The 21,149-nt window shown below is 71.6% G+C and carries 13 protein-coding genes and 2 pseudogenes; 10 read left to right on the top strand and 5 right to left on the bottom strand.

Annotated features, from left to right (window positions below):
* Positions 1-63 precede the first annotated feature (63 nt).
* From JGS39_RS09480 to JGS39_RS09500, 5 genes are read right to left on the bottom strand one after another with little or no spacing between them, the layout of a single operon-like run.
* A complete protein-coding gene (locus tag JGS39_RS09480) occupies positions 64-2,331 on the bottom strand; it encodes a DUF4838 domain-containing protein (RefSeq protein WP_219568316.1) in 2,268 nt (755 codons plus the stop codon).
* The gene (locus tag JGS39_RS09485) at positions 2,328-3,353 is read right to left on the bottom strand and encodes an aliphatic sulfonate ABC transporter substrate-binding protein (RefSeq protein WP_219568317.1); all 1,026 of its coding nucleotides are present in this window, start codon (positions 3,351-3,353) and stop codon (positions 2,328-2,330) included. The genes JGS39_RS09480 and JGS39_RS09485 overlap by 4 nt, the downstream gene beginning before the upstream one ends.
* On the bottom strand, positions 3,350-4,132 hold the full coding sequence (locus JGS39_RS09490) for an ABC transporter ATP-binding protein (RefSeq protein WP_219568318.1): 783 nt from the start codon (positions 4,130-4,132) through the stop codon (positions 3,350-3,352). Before JGS39_RS09490 ends, JGS39_RS09485 begins: the two co-directional genes overlap by 4 nt.
* Positions 4,133-4,134: 2 nt before the next feature.
* Entirely contained in the window at positions 4,135-4,992 is an 858-nt protein-coding gene (locus tag JGS39_RS09495) for an ABC transporter permease (protein ID WP_236063144.1), read from the bottom strand.
* The gene (locus JGS39_RS09500; RefSeq protein ID WP_219568319.1) at positions 4,989-6,476 is read right to left on the bottom strand and encodes a sulfatase family protein; all 1,488 of its coding nucleotides are present in this window, start codon (positions 6,474-6,476) and stop codon (positions 4,989-4,991) included. Before JGS39_RS09500 ends, JGS39_RS09495 begins: the two co-directional genes overlap by 4 nt.
* Positions 6,477-6,682: 206 nt before the next feature.
* Here JGS39_RS09500 and JGS39_RS09505 point away from each other — a divergent pair, with 206 nt between their 5' ends.
* The 10 genes and pseudogenes from JGS39_RS09505 to JGS39_RS09550 form a co-directional block, all read left to right on the top strand.
* Positions 6,683-7,882 (top strand): ROK family transcriptional regulator, encoded by a 1,200-nt coding sequence (locus tag JGS39_RS09505; RefSeq protein WP_219568320.1) that lies wholly within the window; start codon positions 6,683-6,685, stop codon positions 7,880-7,882.
* On the top strand, positions 7,879-8,841 hold the full coding sequence (locus JGS39_RS09510; protein WP_219568321.1) for a formylglycine-generating enzyme family protein: 963 nt from the start codon (positions 7,879-7,881) through the stop codon (positions 8,839-8,841). Before JGS39_RS09505 ends, JGS39_RS09510 begins: the two co-directional genes overlap by 4 nt.
* Before the next feature lie 164 nt (positions 8,842-9,005).
* Positions 9,006-9,983, top strand: coding sequence for a hypothetical protein (locus tag JGS39_RS09515; RefSeq protein WP_308120281.1), 978 nt, complete (start codon positions 9,006-9,008; stop codon positions 9,981-9,983).
* Positions 9,980-12,043, top strand: a complete 2,064-nt coding sequence (locus JGS39_RS09520; RefSeq protein ID WP_308120282.1) for a vWA-MoxR associated conflict system protein — start codon at positions 9,980-9,982, stop codon at positions 12,041-12,043. The genes JGS39_RS09515 and JGS39_RS09520 overlap by 4 nt, the downstream gene beginning before the upstream one ends.
* Positions 12,040-12,996: an AAA family ATPase gene (locus tag JGS39_RS09525; RefSeq protein WP_219568346.1), complete on the top strand. Its 957-nt coding sequence runs from the start codon at positions 12,040-12,042 to the stop codon at positions 12,994-12,996. The genes JGS39_RS09520 and JGS39_RS09525 overlap by 4 nt, the downstream gene beginning before the upstream one ends.
* The gene (locus JGS39_RS09530) at positions 12,989-18,091 is read left to right on the top strand and encodes an SAV_2336 N-terminal domain-related protein (RefSeq protein WP_219568322.1); all 5,103 of its coding nucleotides are present in this window, start codon (positions 12,989-12,991) and stop codon (positions 18,089-18,091) included. The genes JGS39_RS09525 and JGS39_RS09530 overlap by 8 nt, the downstream gene beginning before the upstream one ends.
* A 341-nt stretch (positions 18,092-18,432) precedes the next feature.
* Entirely contained in the window at positions 18,433-18,570 is a 138-nt protein-coding gene (locus JGS39_RS09535; protein ID WP_219568323.1) for a hypothetical protein, read from the top strand.
* Positions 18,571-19,017: 447 nt separating this feature from the next.
* Positions 19,018-20,337: a PP2C family protein-serine/threonine phosphatase gene (locus tag JGS39_RS09540; RefSeq protein WP_219568324.1), complete on the top strand. Its 1,320-nt coding sequence runs from the start codon at positions 19,018-19,020 to the stop codon at positions 20,335-20,337.
* A 27-nt stretch (positions 20,338-20,364) separates the two neighbouring features.
* Positions 20,365-20,502 (top strand): annotated as a pseudogene (locus JGS39_RS40700) (transposase); the annotation flags it as partial.
* Between the two features lie 282 nt (positions 20,503-20,784).
* Positions 20,785-21,126: pseudogene (locus JGS39_RS09550) on the top strand (tyrosine-type recombinase/integrase); the annotation flags it as partial.
* Positions 21,127-21,149: the final 23 nt, after the last annotated feature.

Genomic DNA, 21,149 nt, shown 5'->3' on the forward strand with positions numbered 1-21,149 from the left:
GCTGCGGTTCGTCCGACCGGCTCCGGCGGCTCGGAGCAGCGGAGCCGGCGGGTGGCCGTTCGGTCAGCGAATGTCGACCGCCACCTCCGAGGGGACCAGCCGGGTCCCGTCGGCCAGTCGGAAGTCCAGCGTGATCCGCTGCCTGCCGGATGCCGTGCCGGCGCCGGCCCGCACGGCCACGCGCTGGATCCCGCCCCGGGTCCCGCGGACCGTCAGCGTGCCGCCGGCCGGCTCCACGAGGACGCCTTCCGGAGCGGTGGCCGACCAGTGGACGGTGTGGCCGGTGAAGTCGACGTCCTGGGCCTCCACGTCGAGGGGCACGGAGTCACCGGCCGGTTCGAGCACGAGGAGGCCCGGGTTGCCGAAGCCGGCCGCCGGACTCGCATACGTGTCGACGACGCCCTGGCGGATCCCCGCGTCGTCGTACGGTGCCTGGCCCTGCGGGCCGTTCCATCGCCACCAGGCCTGCATGTTGGGCAGGCAGATGCCGGTGAACCGGTTGCGGTGCACGAGCGCCCGGTACTCCTGGCGGGCGGTGTCGAGTTCGGTGCTGCCCGCCGGAGCCAGGCCGATCCTCATGTCGGCCAGGGCGATGTCGAGGTTGCGGGTCAGCCGGTCGAGCACGGTGCGCGCCGCCGCACCGGCCGCCTGCCCGGTCGCCTCCTGGAGGGCCGCACGGGCCTGCGTGTAGTTCGTGGTGAGCACGGCCGGGCCGTGGGTGTCCGGGTCGAGGCGCGTGAGGTCGTAGTAGCGCCCCGTCGCCGCTGCCGCACGGGCGCCGAACCGCGCCCGGAGGTAGCCGTCGAGGAAGGCACCGGCGTCCAGGGTGCTGTCCCAGGCCAGCGCGGCGAACAGGTTCTGGACGTGTTCGTACGTGATCCAGTCGCCCGGCTCGCTGTACATCCCGTAGCCGTTGATCCCGAGAGCCGCCTCGAAACCGACGTCGCCCGCGATGGTGGCGAGCGGGTGCACCGGCAGGCTGCGCCAGCGGTAGCGCCGGTAGTACTCGTACATCGCGAGCGGTCCGCGGTGTGTGGTGCGCCAGGCCCGCAGTGCCTTCGCGAAGGAGACGTTGGCCCCGGTCGCGGGGTCGCCGAGGTGGCCGTCGTAGTTCCGGGAGTACGGGGCGAAGTCCACGATGACCTCGGGGTCGCTCGCGTACTCCGGGTCGGGCGGCTGGACGGTGGAGGCGTACGCGATCCGTTCGACCCGGACCCCGGGCAGTTCCTCGCGCAGCACCCGGACGAGTTCGTTGACGACCACCGACTCCGCGTTGGCCGGGCTGCCGTAGCGGTCGAGGATCGGCTTCTGGAAGGCGCCGACGTCCGGCGGCCAGCAGTCGAAGACCGTGATCTCCGGACGCTCACGCAGGAAGGCCAGGACCTTGGCCACGTACGCGTCCAGGGCCTCGGGGTTGTAGATGTCGAAGAGCGGCCCGCCGGACGCGTAGTACTGCGGGTAGTCGGCCTTCGGCAGGAAGCTGTCGTAGCCGTGGCCGCCGGTCTCGACGCGCAGCGCGCGCTTGCCGGCCTCGCGGACCAGTACGTCCCGTACACCGTCGTACGTGGTGACGCCGAGGCCCAGGTAGTCGGTCGGGTGGACGTAGGTGTTGAGGCGGTTCTTCGCCATCCAGTCGAGCAGCGGCGGCAGGCTCTTCGCTGTGTGGCTGAAGCCCTCCTCGGCGTACTGCCGGCGCAACTGCGAGCCCGGACGGTCGGTGAGGCGCACGGCGGGCAGGGCGAGGGTGCGGGTTTTCGGTACGTACTCGTGGTGGCCCTCGTACGCGGGGAAGGCCGGGGCGAAGAAGCGCACGCCGGTCCGTTCCAGGAGGGCGTAGACGGCGTACAGCGGCGCCCGGTCGCCCTGCCCCGTCAGCAGGAGGCAGGTGTTGTCACCGAGCAGGGTGAAGGAGTCCTCGGGGGCGCCGGAGAGTTCCCGGCCGGCGTCCGCGAGCCGCGCCTCGGGTATCGCGTCCCGTGCGCCGGTTCCGGCGTGCAGGGCCACCAGGCCGGTGACGCCCTCGGGCCGGGCGGCGCCGGGGTCGGGGACGGCGCGCAACGGGAGCCGGGCGCCGGTGATCCGGTGGAGGTAGTCACGGAGTTCGGTGGCGGCGAACTCCGCGCTGCCCCCGCCCCACCAGAGCAACGTGGCCCCGGCCCGGCCGCCGGAGACCACCTTGAGCGGGGCCCCCGCCGGCTGTGCGGTGGCCGCCGCGGCTTCGGTGGCGGTGAACCCGGGCAGGAGGGCGGCGCCGGCCAGGCCGGCGGCTCCCACGAGGAACCCGCGCCGTCTCAGGGCGTCGGCCTGGCCTTCGTACGGGGCGTCGTTCATGAGCGGTCCGCCTTTCCGGCTGCGGTGTACAGGTCACCGAGGTAGTAGTCCGAGGCCTTGCCCGCCTCGGGCAGCTTGCCCATCCGGCCGAAGACACCGGCCAGTTCGTCGAACCAGCCGTCGACGGTTCCGTCCTGGGTGAGCTTCGTCAGCTCGTCGGAGGGCAGGATCTTCACGTACTTCGTGGAGCCCTTGAGCTGGTCGGCCGGCAGCTTCAGGAAGTCGGCGGCGACGGTCTCCGACTCCTCGGGATGCGCGGCGATCCAGTCACCGGCCTCCTTGAGCACTCCGGTCACCTTCTTGACGAGCTCCGGGTTGCCGGAGGCCAGCTTCGGCTGGGTGACGAAGACGTTGGGGAAGGTCAGCTTGGGGTAGTAGTCCTGCGTCCGGCTGATCTCCTTGAGGCCGGGGACCTTCTTCTTCATCGTGTCGATCAGCGGGTACCAGGTGGCGGCCGCGTCGACCTGGCCCGACGAGAACGCCGTGACGACGGTCGAGGCGTCCATGGCGACCTTCGTGATGTCGTCCGGCTTCAGACCGGCCTCGTTCAGAGCGAGGTTCAGGATCATGTCGCCCGAGGTGCCTTCGGCGACGGCCACCTTCTTGCCCTTGAGGTCGGCCGGCTTCTCGATGCCGGAACCGGGCCGGGCGATGACCCGGTCGGCGAGGCCCAGCATGTTGACGGAGACGATGGAGGCGCGGCCCGAGGCGGGCAGCCACAGGGCGCCGGGGCCGAGGTAGCCGAAGTCCAGGTCACCGGTTCCCAGAGCGGTGACCTGGAGCGGTCCGTTGGTGAAGACTCTCAGGTCGGGGGTGACGCCCGCCTTCTTCCACAGCCCCTGCTTCTGGGCTACGGCCAGGGCGACGGAGCCGCTGTAGTCGGCGATGTAGCCGAACTTCACCTTCTGCGCTCCGCCGGCGGCGTCCGCGGAGTCGTCCCCGCAGGCGGTGGCGGTGGAGACGAGCGCCAGGGCCAGGAGCAGGCCGGCGGTTCGGCGGCGGACGGCAGGGATCGACTTCATGACACCATTCCTTCGAGCGGGGCGGGCTGGTGGTGGACGGCGTGCCACACCTGGGCCCGCAGTTCGGCGAACCCGGGCGACAGGCGCTGCTCCTCTGTACGGGGGTAGGGCAGCGTGACCGGGATGACGGTGTGGATGCGGCCCGGGCGGGCCGCCATGACGACGACGCGGTTGGCGAGGAAGACGGCCTCGTCGACGTCGTGGGTGATGAACATGACGGTGCGCCGGTCGCGGCCCCAGGTGTCGAGGAGCGACTCCTGCATACGGACCCGGGTGAGTGAGTCGAGCGCGCCGAAGGGTTCGTCCATGAGCAGGACCTTGGGGTCCACGGCGTAGGCGCGGGCGATGGCGCAGCGCTGTTTCATGCCGCCGGACAGGGTCTTGGGCAGGGAGTCGGCGAAGTCGGTGAGGCCGACGAGCTCGATGACCTCGCGGGCCCTGCGCCGGCGCTCCGCCTTCTTGACGCCCGCGACCTTGAGGCCGTACTCGACGTTGGCGGTGACGGTCATCCAGGGGAAGAGCGCGTACTGCTGGAAGATGACACCCCGCTCGGGGGCCGGGCCGTGGACGGGGACGCCGTCCACGGTGACTTCTCCGTCGGTGGCGTCGAGGAGTCCGGCGGCGATGTTCATCAAGGTGCTCTTGCCGCAGCCGGACGGGCCGACGACGGTGACGAACTCGCCGTCCTGGATGTCGAGGTTCACCCGGTCCAGGGCCAGGAAGTCGCCGTCCTTGACCGCGAAGTCCCTTGTCACGTCGTGGAATTGGATGGTGGGCATGGTTACCGCCGTTCCTGCCAGTGGGTGAGCCTGCGCTCGGCGACGAGCAGCAGCCGGTCCATGGCGAGTCCGATCGCACCGATCGCGATGAGCTGGACGAAGATGGTCGGCAGGTCGTAGTAGAGCTGTGCCTGCTGCATCCGGAAGCCCAGTCCGCCCTGGGCCGCGATGAGTTCGGCGGCGACGACGGTCGCCCAGGAGGCGCCGAGCCCGATCCGCATGCCGACCAGGATGAAGGGGGTGGAGGCCGGTACGACGACGCCGAGGAAGACCTGCGGGTCGCGGGCGCCGAGTACCCGGGCCGCGTTGACGAGGGTGACGTCGACGGCTACGACGCCCTGGAAGGTGGAGACGACCGATGAGAGGAACGAGGCCAGGAAGATCACGAAGATCTTCGGGGTCTCGTCGATGCCCATGAGGACGATGGCGAGCGGGATGATCGCGAGCGGGGGCACCATACGGAAGAACTGGAGCCACGGCTCGATCAGCCTGCGGACCACGGGGTACCAGCCCATGACGAAACCGACGGGCACCGCCAGGACGACACCGAGGACGTAGCCGATGAGGACTCGCTTCAGGCTGGCGCCCGCGTCCTCGAAGAGCGTTCCGTCGGCGATGAGTTCACCCGCTCGGCGGGCCACGACGACCGGACCGGGGAAGCCCTCGATGCCGCTGTTGGCGAGCACCACCCAGACGAGCAGTCCCAGCGCGGCGGAGGCGAGGGCGAGCAGCACGGCGGTGATCCGGCCCGTTTCCCGCGCCTTCTTCCTGGTGCCGCCCGTGCGCTTCGGGCTTTCGACGCGCTCCGGGTCCGCGCGCTCGGTCCGGTGCTCCGCCGGAGCGTTGACGGGTGTCTTCATGCCACTTCCTCCGCGACTCCGTCGACGTCCGCGGCCCGGTCGCCGCCGATGTCGGCCATGTAGCTCATCCAGGTGTAGGCGGGGTCGCCGCGGCGCAGCAGTTCGCGGTAGAGCCGGACAGTGAGGTCGCGCCGGACTTCGGCGTAGGCGGGCGCGTCGTACACGTTGTGCAGTTCGTGCGGGTCGGTCTCCAGGTCGTACAGCTCGTGCACACTCTCCGGGTTGTGCACCAGCTTGTGGCGCCGGTCGCGGAGCATGCGCTGGGAGTACGGGAAGTGGTGGCCGTGGAACTCGGCGACGATCTCGTCGCGGGTGCCCCCGGAGTCGGCCCCGTGCAGCAGGGGCAGCAGGCTGGTGCCGTCGCACTGCTCGGGCACGGGGGCCCCGGCCAGTTCGAGAATGGTCGGGTTGAGGTCGATGAGGGAGGCGAAGTCGTCGCTGACCTGGGCGGGGGCGCCGGGGACGCGGGCGATGCCGGGGATGTGGTAGATGTCCTCGTACATCGCCGGGCCCTTGTCGTTGAGCCGGTGAGCGCCGGTGAACTCGCCGTGGTCCGCGGTGAAGAAGACCGCGGTGTCGTCCCACAGGCCGTGGCCCTTGAGGGCCTCGATCAGCCGGCCGGCCTGGTGGTCGATCATCGTGACGTAGCCCCAGTAGACGGCGATGAGCTTGCGCCAGGCGGCGGCGTCGAAGTCGTCCGAGGACCAGTAGGCGCTGTACTGGCGCTGCACCTCGGGCTTCCCGGCGAAGGTCTCGGCCATCGAGGCGGGCAGGGGTACGTCGTCGGGGTCGTACAGGTCGTAGTAGCTGTCCGGGATCAGGTAGGGCAGGTGCGGGCCGTACCAGTGGCAGGAGAGCATGAACGGGGTGGCGTTCGCCTTCCACTCGGCGGCGTAGCGGTCGAGCAGGCCGAGCGTGCGGTCGGTGAGGAAGGCCTCGATGGTGGCTTCGGCGGGCTGCTGGAGCCGTCCGGCGATGAGGTGGCCGCGGCCGGTGCCGTTGGCCGCTGTGCCGAAGACGGGTTCGCTCACCGAGAAGGGCGGGAAGCCGTTCTCCTCCAGCCACTTCTCGTACGAGGGGTGGTGGACGGGGTTGAGGGCGCCGGGCAGGTGCTCGCCGTCCAGGCCGTAGAACTCGGGTCCACGCTCGCGGCCGATGTGCCACTTGCCGACATGGCCGACCGAGTAGCCCTGGTCCTTCAACTGGCTCCAGAGCATGGGGTCTTCGTCGGAGAGCTCGTCCTTGCTCCCGCCGTTGCGCTCGGGGTTGTTCAGCATGCCGTGGCGGAAGGGGTGGAGCCCGGTGGCGAGCGAGGCACGGGCCGGCGTGCAGATCGCGGTCGGGGTGTAGAAGCGGTCGAGGCGTGTCCCCTCGGCCGCCAGTGCGTCCAGGGCGGGGGTGTCGACGAGTGGGTTGCCGTAACAGCCCAGGGTGTCGACCCGGTGCTGGTCGGTCATCAGGAACAGGACGTTGCGCGGAGCCACTCGGGCCGCCCTTTCGGTGGTCGCTCACGGTGCTGCCGGGGAACCGGCCGACACGCCGCCAGGTGATGTCCCGACGCGTGCCGCTGCCGGCAATTGACCGGAACTGTAGGGACGGTGACTTTTTTACGTCAACCCTTGGGAATAAACATTGTGTGAATTCGTCCCGGGCGTTGACAGAAACCCCTTGACCGATCGACCATGCGTCCATGACGGAACGCACCGATGCCCTCCAGCGCCTGCGCAGGGCCAACGAAGCCGCCGTACTCGGTGAACTGCGCAGGTCGGGCGCGCTGAGCCGCGGCGAGCTGAAGGCGCGGGTCGGTCTCTCCCGCACGACCCTGTTCGCGATCGTGTCCGATCTGCTGGAACGCAAGGCCGTCGTCGAGCAGCAGGCCCCGGACTCCGAGCAGCCGCGCGGGCGCGGCAGACCGGCCCTGGAGATCTCGCTCAACTCCCGCGGCGCCGAGCTGATCGGCATCGATCTCCAGCGCCACCACATCCATGTGGTGGTGGCCAACTGCGCCCACGAGATCGTCGGCCGCCACAGCGCCCCCGTCCCGGCGGACAGCGGCGCGGCCGAACGCGCCTCGCAGGCGATCCGCGCCGTCGAGGACCTGGTGCGGCGCGAGAACATCAGCCTCGCGCCCGTCGCCGGCATCGGTCTCGGCCTTCCCGGCTTCGTGCAGAACCCGGCCTCCGGCGACCCGCACACCATGACGCCGTTCGCGGGCCATGTCGCCGAGGAGCTGGGCCGGCACTTCGACGCCCCCGTGCTCACCGACAACAACTCCCGGCTCGCGGCCCTCGCCGAGGTGACCTGGGGAGCGGCACGCGGGATCGAGAACGCCGTGTACCTGCGCTGGTCCGAAGGGGTCGGCGGCGGGCTCGTCGTCAACGGCGCGCTGGTGCACGGCGCCCACGGCACCGCCGGGGAGATCGGCCACACCAGCTGCGACCCCGAGGGAAAGCCCTGCCACTGCGGGGGCCGCGGCTGCCTGGAGGGACTCATCTCCATCCCGGCGCTGCTCGCCGCCTGCGCCGATCGCGGAGTGAACGCCGCGGACGCCGCGGAACTGATCGCCCTCGCGGCCGAGGGCAGTCCGCAGACGGCCGAGGTGATCCGGAACGCCGCCGTCGTGGCGGGGCGGGTGCTCGCGGCACTCGCCGCGCAGGTCGACCCCGAGTGCATCGTCGTCTACGGGGAACCGGCGGCCCTCGACGCGCTCGTCCTCACCCCGATCCGCGAACAGCTGGCCGCGCTCTCCCTGCCGTCCGCCCCCCGCACGATCGAGGTGCGCGGCTCCACGCTGGGCGGCGACGCCGCCGCGCTCGGCGGGGTGGCCCTGCTGCTGCGCACCACCGGCCAGGACCTGGCGGAGCTGCTGGACCCGGGGGTCTCGCGGTGAGCGCCTGCTGCGGGCCCGCCCGCGGGAGCGCCACGACCGCTCCCCCGGCGGACTTCGCCGTCCCGCAGCGCCGCACCGCCGAGCTGCTGCGCGGCATGGTGGCGGTGCCCGGCGGTCCGTTCCTGATGGGCGGCGAGGACGAGGACGCGTTCCCGGCCGACGGCGAGGGGCCCGTACGGGAGGTCACGCTCGCCCCGTTCCACATCGACGCGGCCTGTGTCACCAACGCCCGTTTCGCCGTCTTCGTCAAGGCCACCGGCTATCGCACGGAGGCCGAACTCATCGGCTGGTCCTATGTGTTCGGCTCCTTCGTCCCGCCCCGGGCCCGCCACGCCGTGCTGCCGGGCACGGTGCCCGGCGCCCCCTGGTGGCGCGCGGTGGCCGGAGCGCACTGGCGTGCCCCCGAAGGCCCGGGCACCTCGGTCGGAGACCGCCGCGACCACCCGGTGGTCCACATGTCGTGGAACGACGCGACGGCCTACGCCCGCTGGGCGGGCAAGCGGCTGCCGACCGAGGCCGAGTGGGAGAAGGCGGCCCGCGGCGGACTCGTCCGGGCGCGCTTCCCCTGGGGTGACGAACTGACGCCGAACGGCCGGCACCGCTGCAACATCTGGCAGGGCGACTTCCCCGTACGCAACACGCACGAGGACGGCTTCACGGGCACCGCGCCCGTCAAGACGTACGCCCCCAACGGCCTCGGCCTCCACAACACCTCGGGCAACGTGTGGGAGTGGTGCGCCGACCGGTTCAGCGCCGACTGGCACGCCGAAGCCCGGCCGGAGACCCGCTCGGACCCGGCCGGACCACCGCACGGCGAGAACCGCGTGCTGCGCGGCGGCTCATACCTGTGCCACCGCTCGTACTGCAACCGCTACCGGGTCGCCGCGCGGACCTCCAACACCCCCGACAGCACGACCGGACACGGGGGCTTCCGCTGCGCGGCGTCGGTGCGGCCCTGACGCCGGAGCCCCGGCGCCCTGCTGATCGGCAGCCCGGGGCGGGCGGGGGCGCGATTCCCGTCGCACGGCCGGACGGTCCGTCACCTGACTGATTCACGCCCCGGGCCCGTGAGTTGTCGCTATGGTTCATCCGATAGTCGGCGCAAGGTACTTCGGGGGCACGAGTGAGCGTTTCGGGCACTCCTCAACTGGTGTTCGTCCACGGGATCGGCGGTCCGCGGGACGCCGCGGGCGAACGACGTGAGTGGCTCGTGGCGCTGGCCGAGGGAGCACGCGCGGCCGGGCACGCCGACGCGGTCTCCGGGCTGACGCAGGGCTGGCTGGCGGAGGTGCGCTTCGCCGACTACAGCGACCTGTTCACGGACGCCGAGGCCCAGGGCGACGGGCCCTGGACGCTCGACGAGCCGGAGGACGCCGCCTTCATGACCGAGTTCGTCGCGTCCCTGGTCGACGAACTCGCACGGCAGGCAGCGGAACGGGGAGACCGGCGGACGGCGGCCGTGGCCGAGGACGCCCGTGCGCAACTGCCGGGTGCCGGCGAGACCGAGGAGCAGGGCGCCGGGGAGCCGTTCCGGGTGCTCGGGCAGGTGCTGACGACCTTGTCGCAGACGCCGGGGCTGCGGGGGTGCGCGCAGTGGGCGAGCGGCACGCCGTTGCTGTGGCACCTGGCCCAGGTCGGGCGCTACCTCCGCAGGCGGGAGGCCGACGACAGGGGGCACACCCTGGACGTCCGGATCCGCGAGCGGGTGCTGGAGGGGACGGATCCCGGCCGGCCGCTGATCGTGGTGAGCCACTCGCTGGGCACCGTGGTCGCGTTCGAGGCGCTGCGCCAGCACAAAGGGCCGGTTCCGCTGCTCATGACGCTGGGGTCGCCGCTGGCCACCGGGGCCGCGGTTCTGCAACGGCTGGTTCCGCAGCCGCCCCGCACCCCCGACCGCGTCGAGCGGTGGCTGAACTTCTGGGACCGCGACGACGTGGTGGTGGGCCGGCCGCGCCTCGACAAGTGGATGCTGCCCAATGAGGCGGGGGTCGTGCCAGAGACCAGCCGGGTGGATTCCGACGGTCTGTGGGTCCACACCGCGACGAAGTACCTCCGGCAGCCGGGGGTCGCCGGTCCCCTGGTCGAAGCACTGAAGAGGTGACCGACGAGCAACGCCGGCATGTGCTGGTCGTGGGTGCGCAGTGCACGGCCATGCGCAGGCTGTCCCGGCTGGAGGAGGCCGCCCGGGCCCTGCACGACGTGCTGACGACCCCGGCACTCGGGGCGTGCACCCCCCGCACCGGCGCCAACGGCTCGCTCCTGCTCGGTTCGACGCTCACCACCGAGGACGTCCGTGCCGCCGTGCGCGAGGCGGTCCGGTGCGCGCGGGAGGACAACGCGGTGCTGGTACTGGCACTGCTCGGACACGGCTTCACCCCTCCGCTCCAGGCCGACCTGTACTTCATGGTCGCCGGTTCCACGACCGGAAGCACCATCTCCGCCCTGAACGTCGGCCAGTTGCTCACGGACGCCGTCGACGAGCCCGGGGTCGAGGGCGTGATCGCCCTCGTCGACACCTGCCACGCCACTGGCGGGATGCCCGACATGCGCCGGATCACGGGCGGGGTCCGGGCCGGCCGTACGAGGATGTCCGTCGTCACCGCCGCGGCCGCCGGCCAGGAAGCCCGCGACATGCGACTGAGCTTCGCCCTGGTCGCGGCGTTACGGGAAGGCATCGCCGGAGCACACACCACGGTGTACGCGGACGCACTGCTCATCGAGAACCTGCGCGGCCGGGTCAGGGGACAGGCCATCGGGAGGTTCGAGTACGACAACGACCCTTTCGTCGCCGAGGGGCTCTGGCTGGCCCGCAACGTGCGCTCCGCTCCCGGCGCCGGAGGCGGAGTGGTCGGGCCGGCAGGCATGAGGGACCTCGAACAGGCCGTGTCCATGTGGCGAGCCGATATGCGACTGCCGACCCCCCGGACCCGCGGGGACCTCGATGAGCTGTACACGTTCGCGCGGGAGGGCCGGATCGACGACACGGCCGACCCGCAGTGGCGCGATCGGGTCATCCAGGTGGTGGAGACGCTCCTCACCTGTGCCGACACGGTGTCGCTCCTCAACACGGTGCTCGCCGACGTCCTCACCAGTGATCTCCTGCGTGAGGCACGCCAGTTGGCGGGGCTGCCCCCGGAGGCGGAGGGTGCCCAGCTGCTGCGTGGCCTGGTCGAGTACGCGGCGCTGCGCGCGTCGGGCGTGGACGAGCCCCGCTGGAAGGCGCCCGCGCGTCTCGTGGCGGCGCTGGCCGAACTGTCCGGCAGTGCCGACGTCGTGGCACGGCTGCGGAGTTGGGCGGGTGGCCTCGGGGCCGTCACCGAGTTCAACGATGCCCGGACGGAGCTGGCGCGGAAGCGGCAGCAGGGGGAGCTCCGCCTCGTCGTCAGCCTGGCCGGCGCGCTGACCGACTGGCCGGAGGAGGTGGACGCCTGGCTGGTCGGCACCGGGGAGCGACTGCCGGTGCACCACCGCTTCCGGTGCGAGTCCGCGGACCGCCTGGGCACGGGCCGGGCGATCGGTGCCGTGCTGGCGTGGGCGCGTGGCCGACTCCCGTCGCCGGAACAACTGGTCAACGTGGACGTCGCGGCCCCCGCCCACCTGCTGGCACGCTGGCAGCCCGAGGAGGAAAAGGTCGGTCGCCGGCTGCTCGGGGTCAACCACGACGTCGTGGTCCGGTGGAGCGGCCGGATGGACCCGGCCGAGGAGAACGCCGAGATGAACGACGCCGCCCGCAAGGCACTGCGCGCCATGGCCTCATGCGGCGCCGTGTCGGTGGAGTGGATCGGGGTGTCGGTCCTGGACGACCGGCAGGGACTCGAACGGGGCCTCACGACCGGCCGGTACGACACCGCCGTCGGACTCGACCACCACCCCGACACCTTGCAGGACGCCCTGGAGCTGCTGCTGCCCTACGCTCCGATCATCCTGTGGCCGCGCCCGGGCACCCGGACGGCCGGAGCGCTGCCGTCCCTGGTGCGGCAGCACTGGCACAGCCTTCCGGACGGCCTGCCCGCCGCCTACCGGCAGCGGTGGTCCCAGGAGCACGAGGGCTGCGGGGCGTGTCTGGGAGACGTACGCACCGTCTGGCACGACGAGGCATGGCTGGAGTTCTGCCGACCCTTCGAACAACGCGTCGTGGTCGGACCCGAGGAGGAATGGTGAGCTGGAAGCCCTATTACCGAGGTGACGGCGAGCAGCGGGACACTCCGCTGGCCGATCCGCCCCCGTGGCGCACGTTCCCCCGTACGCCGCAGCACCGGCAGTACCAGCCACCGCCCGGTCTGACCGACGCGGTCAACACCGCCCTGCACCTGCGCCGGCCGCTCCTCGTCAGCGGGCCTGCGGGATCGGGCAAGTCCACCGTGATCGAGCAGGTGGCTCACGAGCTGAACCTCGGTCCCGTGCTGCGCTGGCACATCACGTCCCGCAGCTCGCTGACCGAAGCCCTTTACCGTTACGACGCGTTGGGGCGCATCCACGCCCAGAGCCTGCGTGCGGCCATGCCGCAGGGCCGCACGGGCCGGGCGGGGCAGGGACGCAGCAGGGACGACATCTCCCCCTTCCTCCAACTGGGCCCGCTGGGCACCGCTCTGCTGCCCGGGGACCGGCCCCGAGCCCTGCTCATCGACGAGATCGACAAGAGCGACCTGGATCTGCCCAGCGATCTGCTGGAAGTGCTGGAGCGCGGGGAGTTCGAGATCCCCGAACTCGTGCGGTACCGCCGCCCCCGGGTCCAGGTCCGTCAGTGGCAGAGCGACGAGGAGCACTCCGTCGAGCGCGGTCGGGTGCGGTGCACACAGTTCCCGTTCATCCTCCTGACCAGCAACAACGAGCGGGACTTCTCACCGGCCTTCCTGCGGCGGTGCATCCGCTACACCATGCGTCCGCTGGACGACGAACTGCTCGAAGGCATCGTCAGGGCTCACTTCGACGAGCTGCCGAGCGGTGCCGAGGAGGTCATCACGCTGTTCGCCGATCGTGTCAGGTCCGGCGAGCACCTGGCCATCGACCAGCTGCTGAACGCCGTGGCCCTGCTCACCGGCGGCCACGCACCCGGACCGGACCAGTACAAGGAGCTGCGCAAGCTGATCCTGCGTGAACTCTCCCGTGTCTGACACCCTGGCCCGCCTCCTCCGGGCGCTGAGCCGGGTGCCGCTGCCCGACGGCGCCGACGCGAGCACGCTCGCCGACGCCGTGTGGCTGGCGGCCTCCGGTGTGGTCGGAGAAGGAACCGAACCGTCGGCGGCCGCGGTGGCCGGCGAGACGGCACCGGACGCGGGGTCCGGAGAGGCGGTGGCTGCTGACTCCGACACGCCGCAGGACGTGCGGACCGCCGGTGCACCGAGCGCGGGGAGGACGGAGCTGTCCCTGCGCAGGTCCGGGTCGGAGACCACGGTGCGGGGCGTTCCGCTGTCCCTGGGACGTGCCGATCCGCTGCCGGACGCCCTCGCTGTCGGCCGTGCGATCCAGCCGTTCCGCCGGCCGTGGCGACGTGGCGGGCGGAACAGGCTGGACGTCGAGGCCACCGTGGAGCACTACGCGCGCGGCGGTCCCCTGGTGCCGCTGTTCCGCCCTGCTCCGGAACCCTGGTTCGAGGCGGTCGTCCTGGTCGACTCCTCCCTGAGCATGAGCGTGTGGGAGGAGACCTCACGCGCGGTGATCCGGCTCCTGAACACCCTGGGAGGCTTCCGCGCCGTCCACACCTGGCGCCTGGAGTGGCAGGGCGCCGAGCCGCGCGTGCTCGACCACCACGGCCGCGAGGTCCTGGGTACGCGCGTCCCCCACCACGGCAGCGGCACCCAGGGCAGGAGGCTGGTCCTGGTGCTTTCCGACTGCGCCGCCCGCGGCTGGCACGCCCCGGCGCCGTGGCTGCTCCTGCGCGAGTGGGGCCGGCAGATCCCGGTGGCCCTGCTCGACCCGCTGCCCCCGCGTCTGTGGCGCCGCTCCGCCCTGAACCTTCCCGCCGTACGCGTGGCCGGTGGCCGGGCCGGCGGTCACAACGGCTCCCTGCGCTTCACGGTGCCGCCCCGGCTGAGACCCCGCGAGGGCGAGGAGCAGTCGGCCGGGCCCTGGTCCGCTCTGCCCGTCCTGTCGTGCACCCCGCACTCCTTGGGCGCCTGGGCGAACACCCTCATGCGCGCCGACCCCGCCGGCTGCGGCGCCGTCCTCGTCCCCGCCACCGGCCGCCTTCCCCGGGGGCGGACCGGCCAGGCTCCGGCCCCGTCCGATCCCGCCCTGCTGGCGGAGGCGTTCGTCCATACGGCACCGGCGCCCGCCGTACGCCTGGCCGTCCTCTGCTCCGTGGTGCGGGAACTGCCCCTTCCCCTGCTGCACGTACTGCGCGACCAGGCAGTGCCCGAGGCCGCGTACGCCGATCTCGCCGAGGTCCTGACCAGCGGCCTGTTCGCGGTTCGACGCGTCCCGGACGGCGATCCGGTGCTGGCCCTGCACGCGTCCGCCCGGACGTATCTGCGGACACATCTGACGACCCACGACGCATGGCAGGCCCGGGCCGCTTTCGGCCGGCATGCCGCGGCGCAGCCGTATGCCCCGCAGGGCATCGCGGCCGTCCTGCACGACGTGTGGGCGACGACCGAACTCCCGGTGGAGGAATCGTCGTTGGCGGACTCCGTCGCGGTTCCCTCGCGCCCGGCGGGGGGCGGGAGGACGACAGCCGCGCACGGTGGCGCGCAAGTGGGGGCGGAAGGTGCACGCCCGGTCACGGGCGAAGACCGGGCGGCAGGTCCGGCAGATCCGGCCGATGAGTGGTCGGACGTCATACAGAACGTGCGGGAGAGCGTGCGGGCTGTGCTGGGCCCTGCGGCCGACAGCACGCTCCAGGATGCCGAAATCCTGCTGCGGGAGCTGCTCGGCTGGGCGCGCGCGTATCTGCCGGCTTCCCTGGGGCTCCGGCCGGGGCAGGAGACAGCCTTTGACCACCTCCGTGAGCTGCGGGGCCGCCCGCTCACGCTCGCCGATGTGGTCGGAACCCTCGCCCAGGAGTCTGCCGCCACCTTGCCCGTCAACCTGGAACTCCTCCCGGCGGACGACGTGACCGGACGGGACATACGGTGGCACTGCCCCGGCGGGCCCCTGTACGTCACGGTCGCCCTGGCCACGGCGCCGTCGGACGCGCACGCCGTCGAAGCCGCCCTGGGTGGCAGGCCCGCGGTCAGTTCCGTCATCGAGTTCGTGGTGGTGCTCGACGAGTCGGACAAGCCCGACGGTCTCATGCCTCTGGAGAGGTGCGTCGCGGTGGTCGAGCGGGAGGGTCCCCGGCCGGGCGTGGCGATCGTGATCCGCCTCCAGACCCTGTACGGTCCCGCACCGTCCGACAGTCCGGCCGAGCTCGCCGACGCCCTGCGGGCCCTGCACGGCCGGGCCGGGCGCCCGACACACTCGGAGCTGATCAGACAGGCCGCCGGGGAGTCGCCTCCCGTGATCCTGCGGTCCACCACGCTGTACGAGTGGTTCACCGGACAGAGCGTCCCGAAGGACACAGAGGCCTTCGACTGGCTGACGCACCATCTCGTCGCACGGGCGGATCCGGAGGCCGAAGCCGGCCGCTCCCTGTTCCGGCTCGCCGCACTGCGGCATCACGCCGCCGCGGCGGAGAAGCGGCGGGGCAACGGGCCGTCGGAGCGACGCTCACGGCTCGGCCGTCCCGTGGCCGAACTCGTCGCGGGCGCCGAGCGACTCCATCTGCCCCCCTACCACGTGCGCGACACCGACCTGCGGTTCCGTGACGTCGTGCGGGACTGCGCCGCCGGGGCGAGCGTGATGGCACTGCTCGTGGGGCCGCCCGGCTCCGGCAAGAGCCGGTCGAGCGTGGAGGCCGCGCGCCTGCTTCCGGGCGACTGGTGGCTGTGGGAACCGGACTCCGTTGCCGAGCTGGAAGCGTGCCTGGACAGCCCGTCCACGATCCGCCCGCGCACGGTGGTCTGGCTGGACAACGCGGACCGCTACCTCCTGGACCGGTCGGACGGCGGCCGGGGCGAGCGCGTCGCGGCCGGTCTGAGAACACTCCTGCACGCGGCCGACCGCGGTCCCGTACTCGTGCTGGGATCGCTGAGGACCGAGGAATGGACCGACCTGACGACAGTCCCCCCAGCCGCCACCGACGACGCCCACGCACAGGCGCGCACCCTGTGCGAGGAGAACCTGATCCTCGAAGTGCGGGCGACGCAGGCCAGTGACGTGATCGAGAGGTATCTCTCCGGGACGGGTGTCGAGCGGGCCGTCGTGGACGCCGCGGCCGATGCCTGCCGATGCGGACACGGCCCACTGATGTCCGGCACGCTCCTCTCGGAGGCGGCCAGAGACTACCTCGGCACCACATCGGCCCCGTCCATTGCGGGGGATGTCTCTGTCGCCGCCCTGGCAGGCCTGGGCCTGTTCCTCGTGTCACCGGGGTCCGGCTCGCAGATGTACTTCCGGCTCTCGGACGACATCGTGCGGTTCGGACGTGAGCGCCGCAGCCGTCTCGTCCCACCCGAAAGCCTGTGGAACGCCCTGGCCGACCACGCGTCCGCGCCGGACCTGGAGGCCATCGCCCGGGCCGCGCACGACCGCGGCGACGTGGAGCGTGCCGAGCGCTTCCGCGCTCTCGCCGATTCCGCGCGGGCGGACCATGGAGGGCCCGCCGACCAGGAGAAGTCGGCTCCCGCTCTGCGCAAGCTGCTCCGGCGCACCGACTTGTCACCGGCGGAGGCACGGGCCGCCGCCGACGAGGCCCTGGCCTGGTTGCGTGCCGACCTCGGCACGGAGAGCGCCCAGTACGTTCTCAACGGTCTGCTGCCGCGCACCGGCCTGTCCCGGGAGCAGACGACGGAGGCCGTGTACCACGCGCTGAACTGGCTGGACGCGTACGGAGACATCGAGGACGCGACGTTCGTGGTGGCTCCCCTTCTCGCGCTCACCGGACTGGACGCGGGCGAGACGCGCCGGGTCGTGGAGCACGCCGTACGGTGGCTCGACATCCACGGTGAGGACACGTCCGCACAGTTCGTGCTGCGCCCCCTGCTCCAGAGCCCCGAACTGTCACAGGAACAGATCCACAGCGTGGCGTACCGTGCCTTGAACTGGCTGGACCTGCACGGCGGCCACCGCGCGAACCAGTTCGTTCTGAGTGCCGCACTGCGCCGGAACGACCTGCCGCCGGGGCTCCCGGCCCGGTTCGTCGCCCTGGGCCTCGCATGGCTCCGGTCGGTCGGCACGGACGCGTCGGCCAAGTTCGTCCTGCGCCCCCTGCTGCAACGCCCCGACCTCGGCCCCCAGGAGGTGCGGGCGGCCGTGGAGCAGACGATGCCGTGGCTGCGACGCCACGGCACCACCCTCGACGCCCAGTTCGTCCTCAATGCCCTGCTGTACAGGCAGGACCTCACCCGGGAAGAGGCACAGGAGGCCGGAGAGGTGGCGCTCGACTGGTTGCTGGCCCACGGCCGCGACAGCTCCGCCCGCTACGTGCTCCGCCCCCTGCTGGAGCGCACCGACCTGAGCCGGGAACTGCCGCCGTGGGCCGTGGAGGTCGCGGCGGAGTGGAGCCGCGCCCGTTTCGACCGCGGGGAACCGGACGGAGGCGTCCAGCAGCTGCTGAGTCAGCGCGCCGGTGATCCGGACCCCGTGCGGAGCTGCGTCGTGCTCATCGCCGAGATCGCGGGCTACTCCGACGCCGAGGCAGCAGTCCGGGCCGAACGGCAGCGCGCCCTGCACGGCGTCCTTGCCGCCGTGCAGGGCGACGTGTCCGACGTGCCATGCGAACGCCACCGCGCGGGAGACGGCGAGATGCTCCTCTTCTTCCCCCACGAGACCCGTCGCGCCCTTCTCGTCCGAGAGGTGCTCCGGACCATGGAAAGCGCTCTGCACGAACACGCCGTGACCGGAGAGCTGAGACTGCGCGTCGCTCTGCACGCTGCCGAGGTCGGTGGCGACGAGAAGGGCCGGCGCGGCCAGGCGCTCGCGACAGCTGCCCGGCTGGTGGACTCCCCGGCGCTGCGTTCCGCTCTCGACGCCGGGGGCCGCTCCCCGGTGGCCGCAGTGATGTCGGCGGAGCTGTTCAGCATCGCCTTCCCTGACGGCGGGCCCCTGGCCAGTACGTTTCGCCCGGTCTACGTCACGACGAAGGAGGACGTCGTACGAGCCTGGATCTCGGTCGCCGGTTTCGAGGAACCGCCCGGCATCGAGGCGTGGACGCGGCGGGCTCAGAGTTAGCGGGCCAGGGACATTTTCTGGATATAGCAGACCTGATACGGGTGAAGATCGTGCCCGTGACGGCCCGACGTGCACCATCGTGCACGGCGTGTGGTCCCCAACTGGTCCCCAACCCACGTCCGCGACCTGTCTCATGCCCCTCGGCGGTCCTTGCGAGAGACGACGATGCAGCGAACGGCCCCGCCCGTTGGGACAGCCTGCCGATACCACCCCGTTCCTGGGCTGTGGGGACTCCGGAACGGTTCAGTGACGGTCCGGCCCCGACGCCACCGCGAACGCACACGCGGCCGGCCGACAAGTAGGGGGTGTGGGCGCCGAACGGCGGCCGGAGAGGACGGCCGGTGGACAGGAATCCGGACGACGATCAACTGACCCGCGCCCAGTGCGACGGGTCGGCCTTCGAACCACTGGCACGGCGGCACTCGGCGGCGCTGCACGCCTACTTCGCGCGGCGGGCACCCGCCGCGGTGAGCGGCTGAAGGTTGGCTTACCGGTGGGCCGGCGAGGGAACTCACCTGGAATTCTGCCTCTTACTCTGCACCTCATTGACTCTGTTCACGAGGTGGGCGTGCACGGCCCGGCTGATGCCGAGCCGCTCCCGCATGCGGGAGCGGTGGGGGATGATCGAACACCCGGCCCACCTGGCCGGCGGACACCCCCGGTGGCCGGCGGAACATCGGTTTTACGCCAGAGCGAAAGACCTCCAGGGACGGTCGAATGCCTTGTGCCTCGCACGCGGGCACGGCTGCGTTGAAGGGCGATAGTCATGTCGCGCCGATTCGCTAGCAGGCAGGTGGTGGTCTCTGCGAGGGGCTGAGCGCGCTTGGTGTCCTGAAAGGGCGCATGGTGGAACTGGTGAGAGATTCGCTGCTCAGTGCCCGCGGTCAGGGGCGGAGCGTGCATAGGGCAAGGCTTGGGAGGCGACGATGCCGGGAGACCCGTTCGGGCTGGCCAGGCTGCTCGCCGCAGCGGAGGACGCGGCGCCGGGAGCGTCTCTCGCTGTGGTGGCACGCAATCTGCGCGACCGGTTCCAAGCGCGGGCGGTGTCGTTCCTGTTCGTCGATGTTGTCGGCCAGCAGGTGGTGCGGGTCAGCGACGAGACCGCGTCGCAGTCCGGCCGCCACGCCGGCCGTATCCGACTGGCCGGCAGCGTCTACGACCGAGTGCTGCGTGCCCAGGAACTGGTGCAGGCCCCCGACGCCGGTCGCGGAAAGCGGGTGCTCGCCCCGGTGAGCAATCGCGGCGACACGATCGGGGTGCTGGAGTTGTCCCTGCCGCACGTCGACCAGGAGATCCTGAAAGAGGTCCGCGAGGCCGCTCACGCGCTGGCGTACATCATCGTCACCGACCGCCGCTTCACCGACCTCTACCGCTTGGGCCAGCGCGCCACCCCGCTCAGCTTGGCCGCCGAGATCCAGCGGCAGCTCCTGCCCGACGCACCATCCTGCGAAGCCGCACAGTTCGCGCTCGCCGCGTCCCTCGTGCCCGCCGAATCCGCCGCCGGGGACACTTACGACTACACCCTCGACCACGACACCCTGCACCTGTCGATCACCGACGCCATGGGCCACGACGTCAACGCAGCACTCATGGCCACCCTCTTGGTCAACGCCTCACGCAGTGCCCGCCGGGACGGCGCCGACCTGGCAGAGCAGGCCCGCGGGATCGACCAGGCCCTCCTCCACCACGGCAACCACACCCTCGCCACCGGCCAGCTCCTGCGCGTCGCCCTGGACGGAACCGGCTCACAGCTCGTCAATGCCGGACACCCCCCACCCCTGCTCCTGCGCGACGGCGCAGTGGCAGCGGTGCACCTGGACGTCGACCTTCTCTTCGGCGCACCCGGCGGCACCACCTACCGCGTACAGGACCTCGACCTGCGACCCGGCGACCGCCTCCTGCTCTACACCGACGGCATGCAGGAGCGGCAGGCCGGCTCCGTCGATCTGCCCCGCCTGATCCGAGACACCGCCGCCGAACACCCCCGCGAGGTCGTGCGCGTCCTGGCAACAGCGGTCACCGACGCCTTCGACGGCCCCCTGGCCGACGACGCCACCGTACTGTGCCTCGACTGGCACGGCCCCCACCACGACGACCGCCACCCCCCACCCAGAGCCGACCGGACAGGCGCTGCCACATGCCAAACAGAAGGCGGAGCTGCTACGGGTTCATGGCCCGCTGGGACGCGGCCGGCGTCATCGGCCAGATCTGCGACCAGCTCCGCGAACACATCCGCCGCGCGGTGAGCCGGGAGCCTCGGGGCAGTGACCACCGTCATCGACTCCCAGTCGGTGAAGGCTGCCGACACCGTCGGCAAGGAGTCTCGCGGCTACGACGCCGGCAAGAAGATCAACGGCCGCAAGCGGCGCATGGTCGTGGACACCAAGGGCCTGCCGCTGTTCTTCATGGTCACCCCGGCCGCCGAAACCGCCACGTGGTCAAGGAAATGCCGTTCCGGCTGCAGTTGGTGCACCTCGAGATCACCATCGTCCGGTCCGACTCCGCCCATGCCGCACAGCTCGTGACCTGGGCGAGGGCTTAGACCGTGTCCTACATGGTCAGTTCGAGGAATCGTTTGTAGCAGCAGAGAGCGGCTGCGAGTCCGAGAAGGGCCAGGTAGTTGCGGTGCGGCCCCGGCCGGGTCAGGGGGTCAGGGACATTGTGCGGGTCCTCGTACAACGCGCCCGCGTAGCCCCAATCCGGAAGCGCGCCTGTTCACGGGCCCGCGCGGCGGACGTATCTCCACCGCCGTCCTGCGCGACGCCACCCACTGGGACGACGTCGTCACCAAGCTCTGCTACGAGCATCTGCGCCGCCACGACCTCCGACACACCGGATTGACCTGGTTCGCCGACGTCGGGGTCCAAGTTCACGTCCTCCGCAGGATCGCCGGCCACGGTTCACTGACCACCACCCAGCGCTACCTTCACCCGGATGTCCACAAGATCACGGCTGCCGGGGCGGCGCTCTCTGCCCACTTCAACGTGCTGCGCGCACCACGCTCGCTCCCGAGCCCCATCGTCATGACCCGCTGACCCGGTCAAGGACGCCGGACCTC

Source organism: Streptomyces poriferorum (genome assembly GCF_019399235.1).
Classification (GTDB): Bacteria; Actinomycetota; Actinomycetes; order Streptomycetales; family Streptomycetaceae; genus Streptomyces; species Streptomyces poriferorum.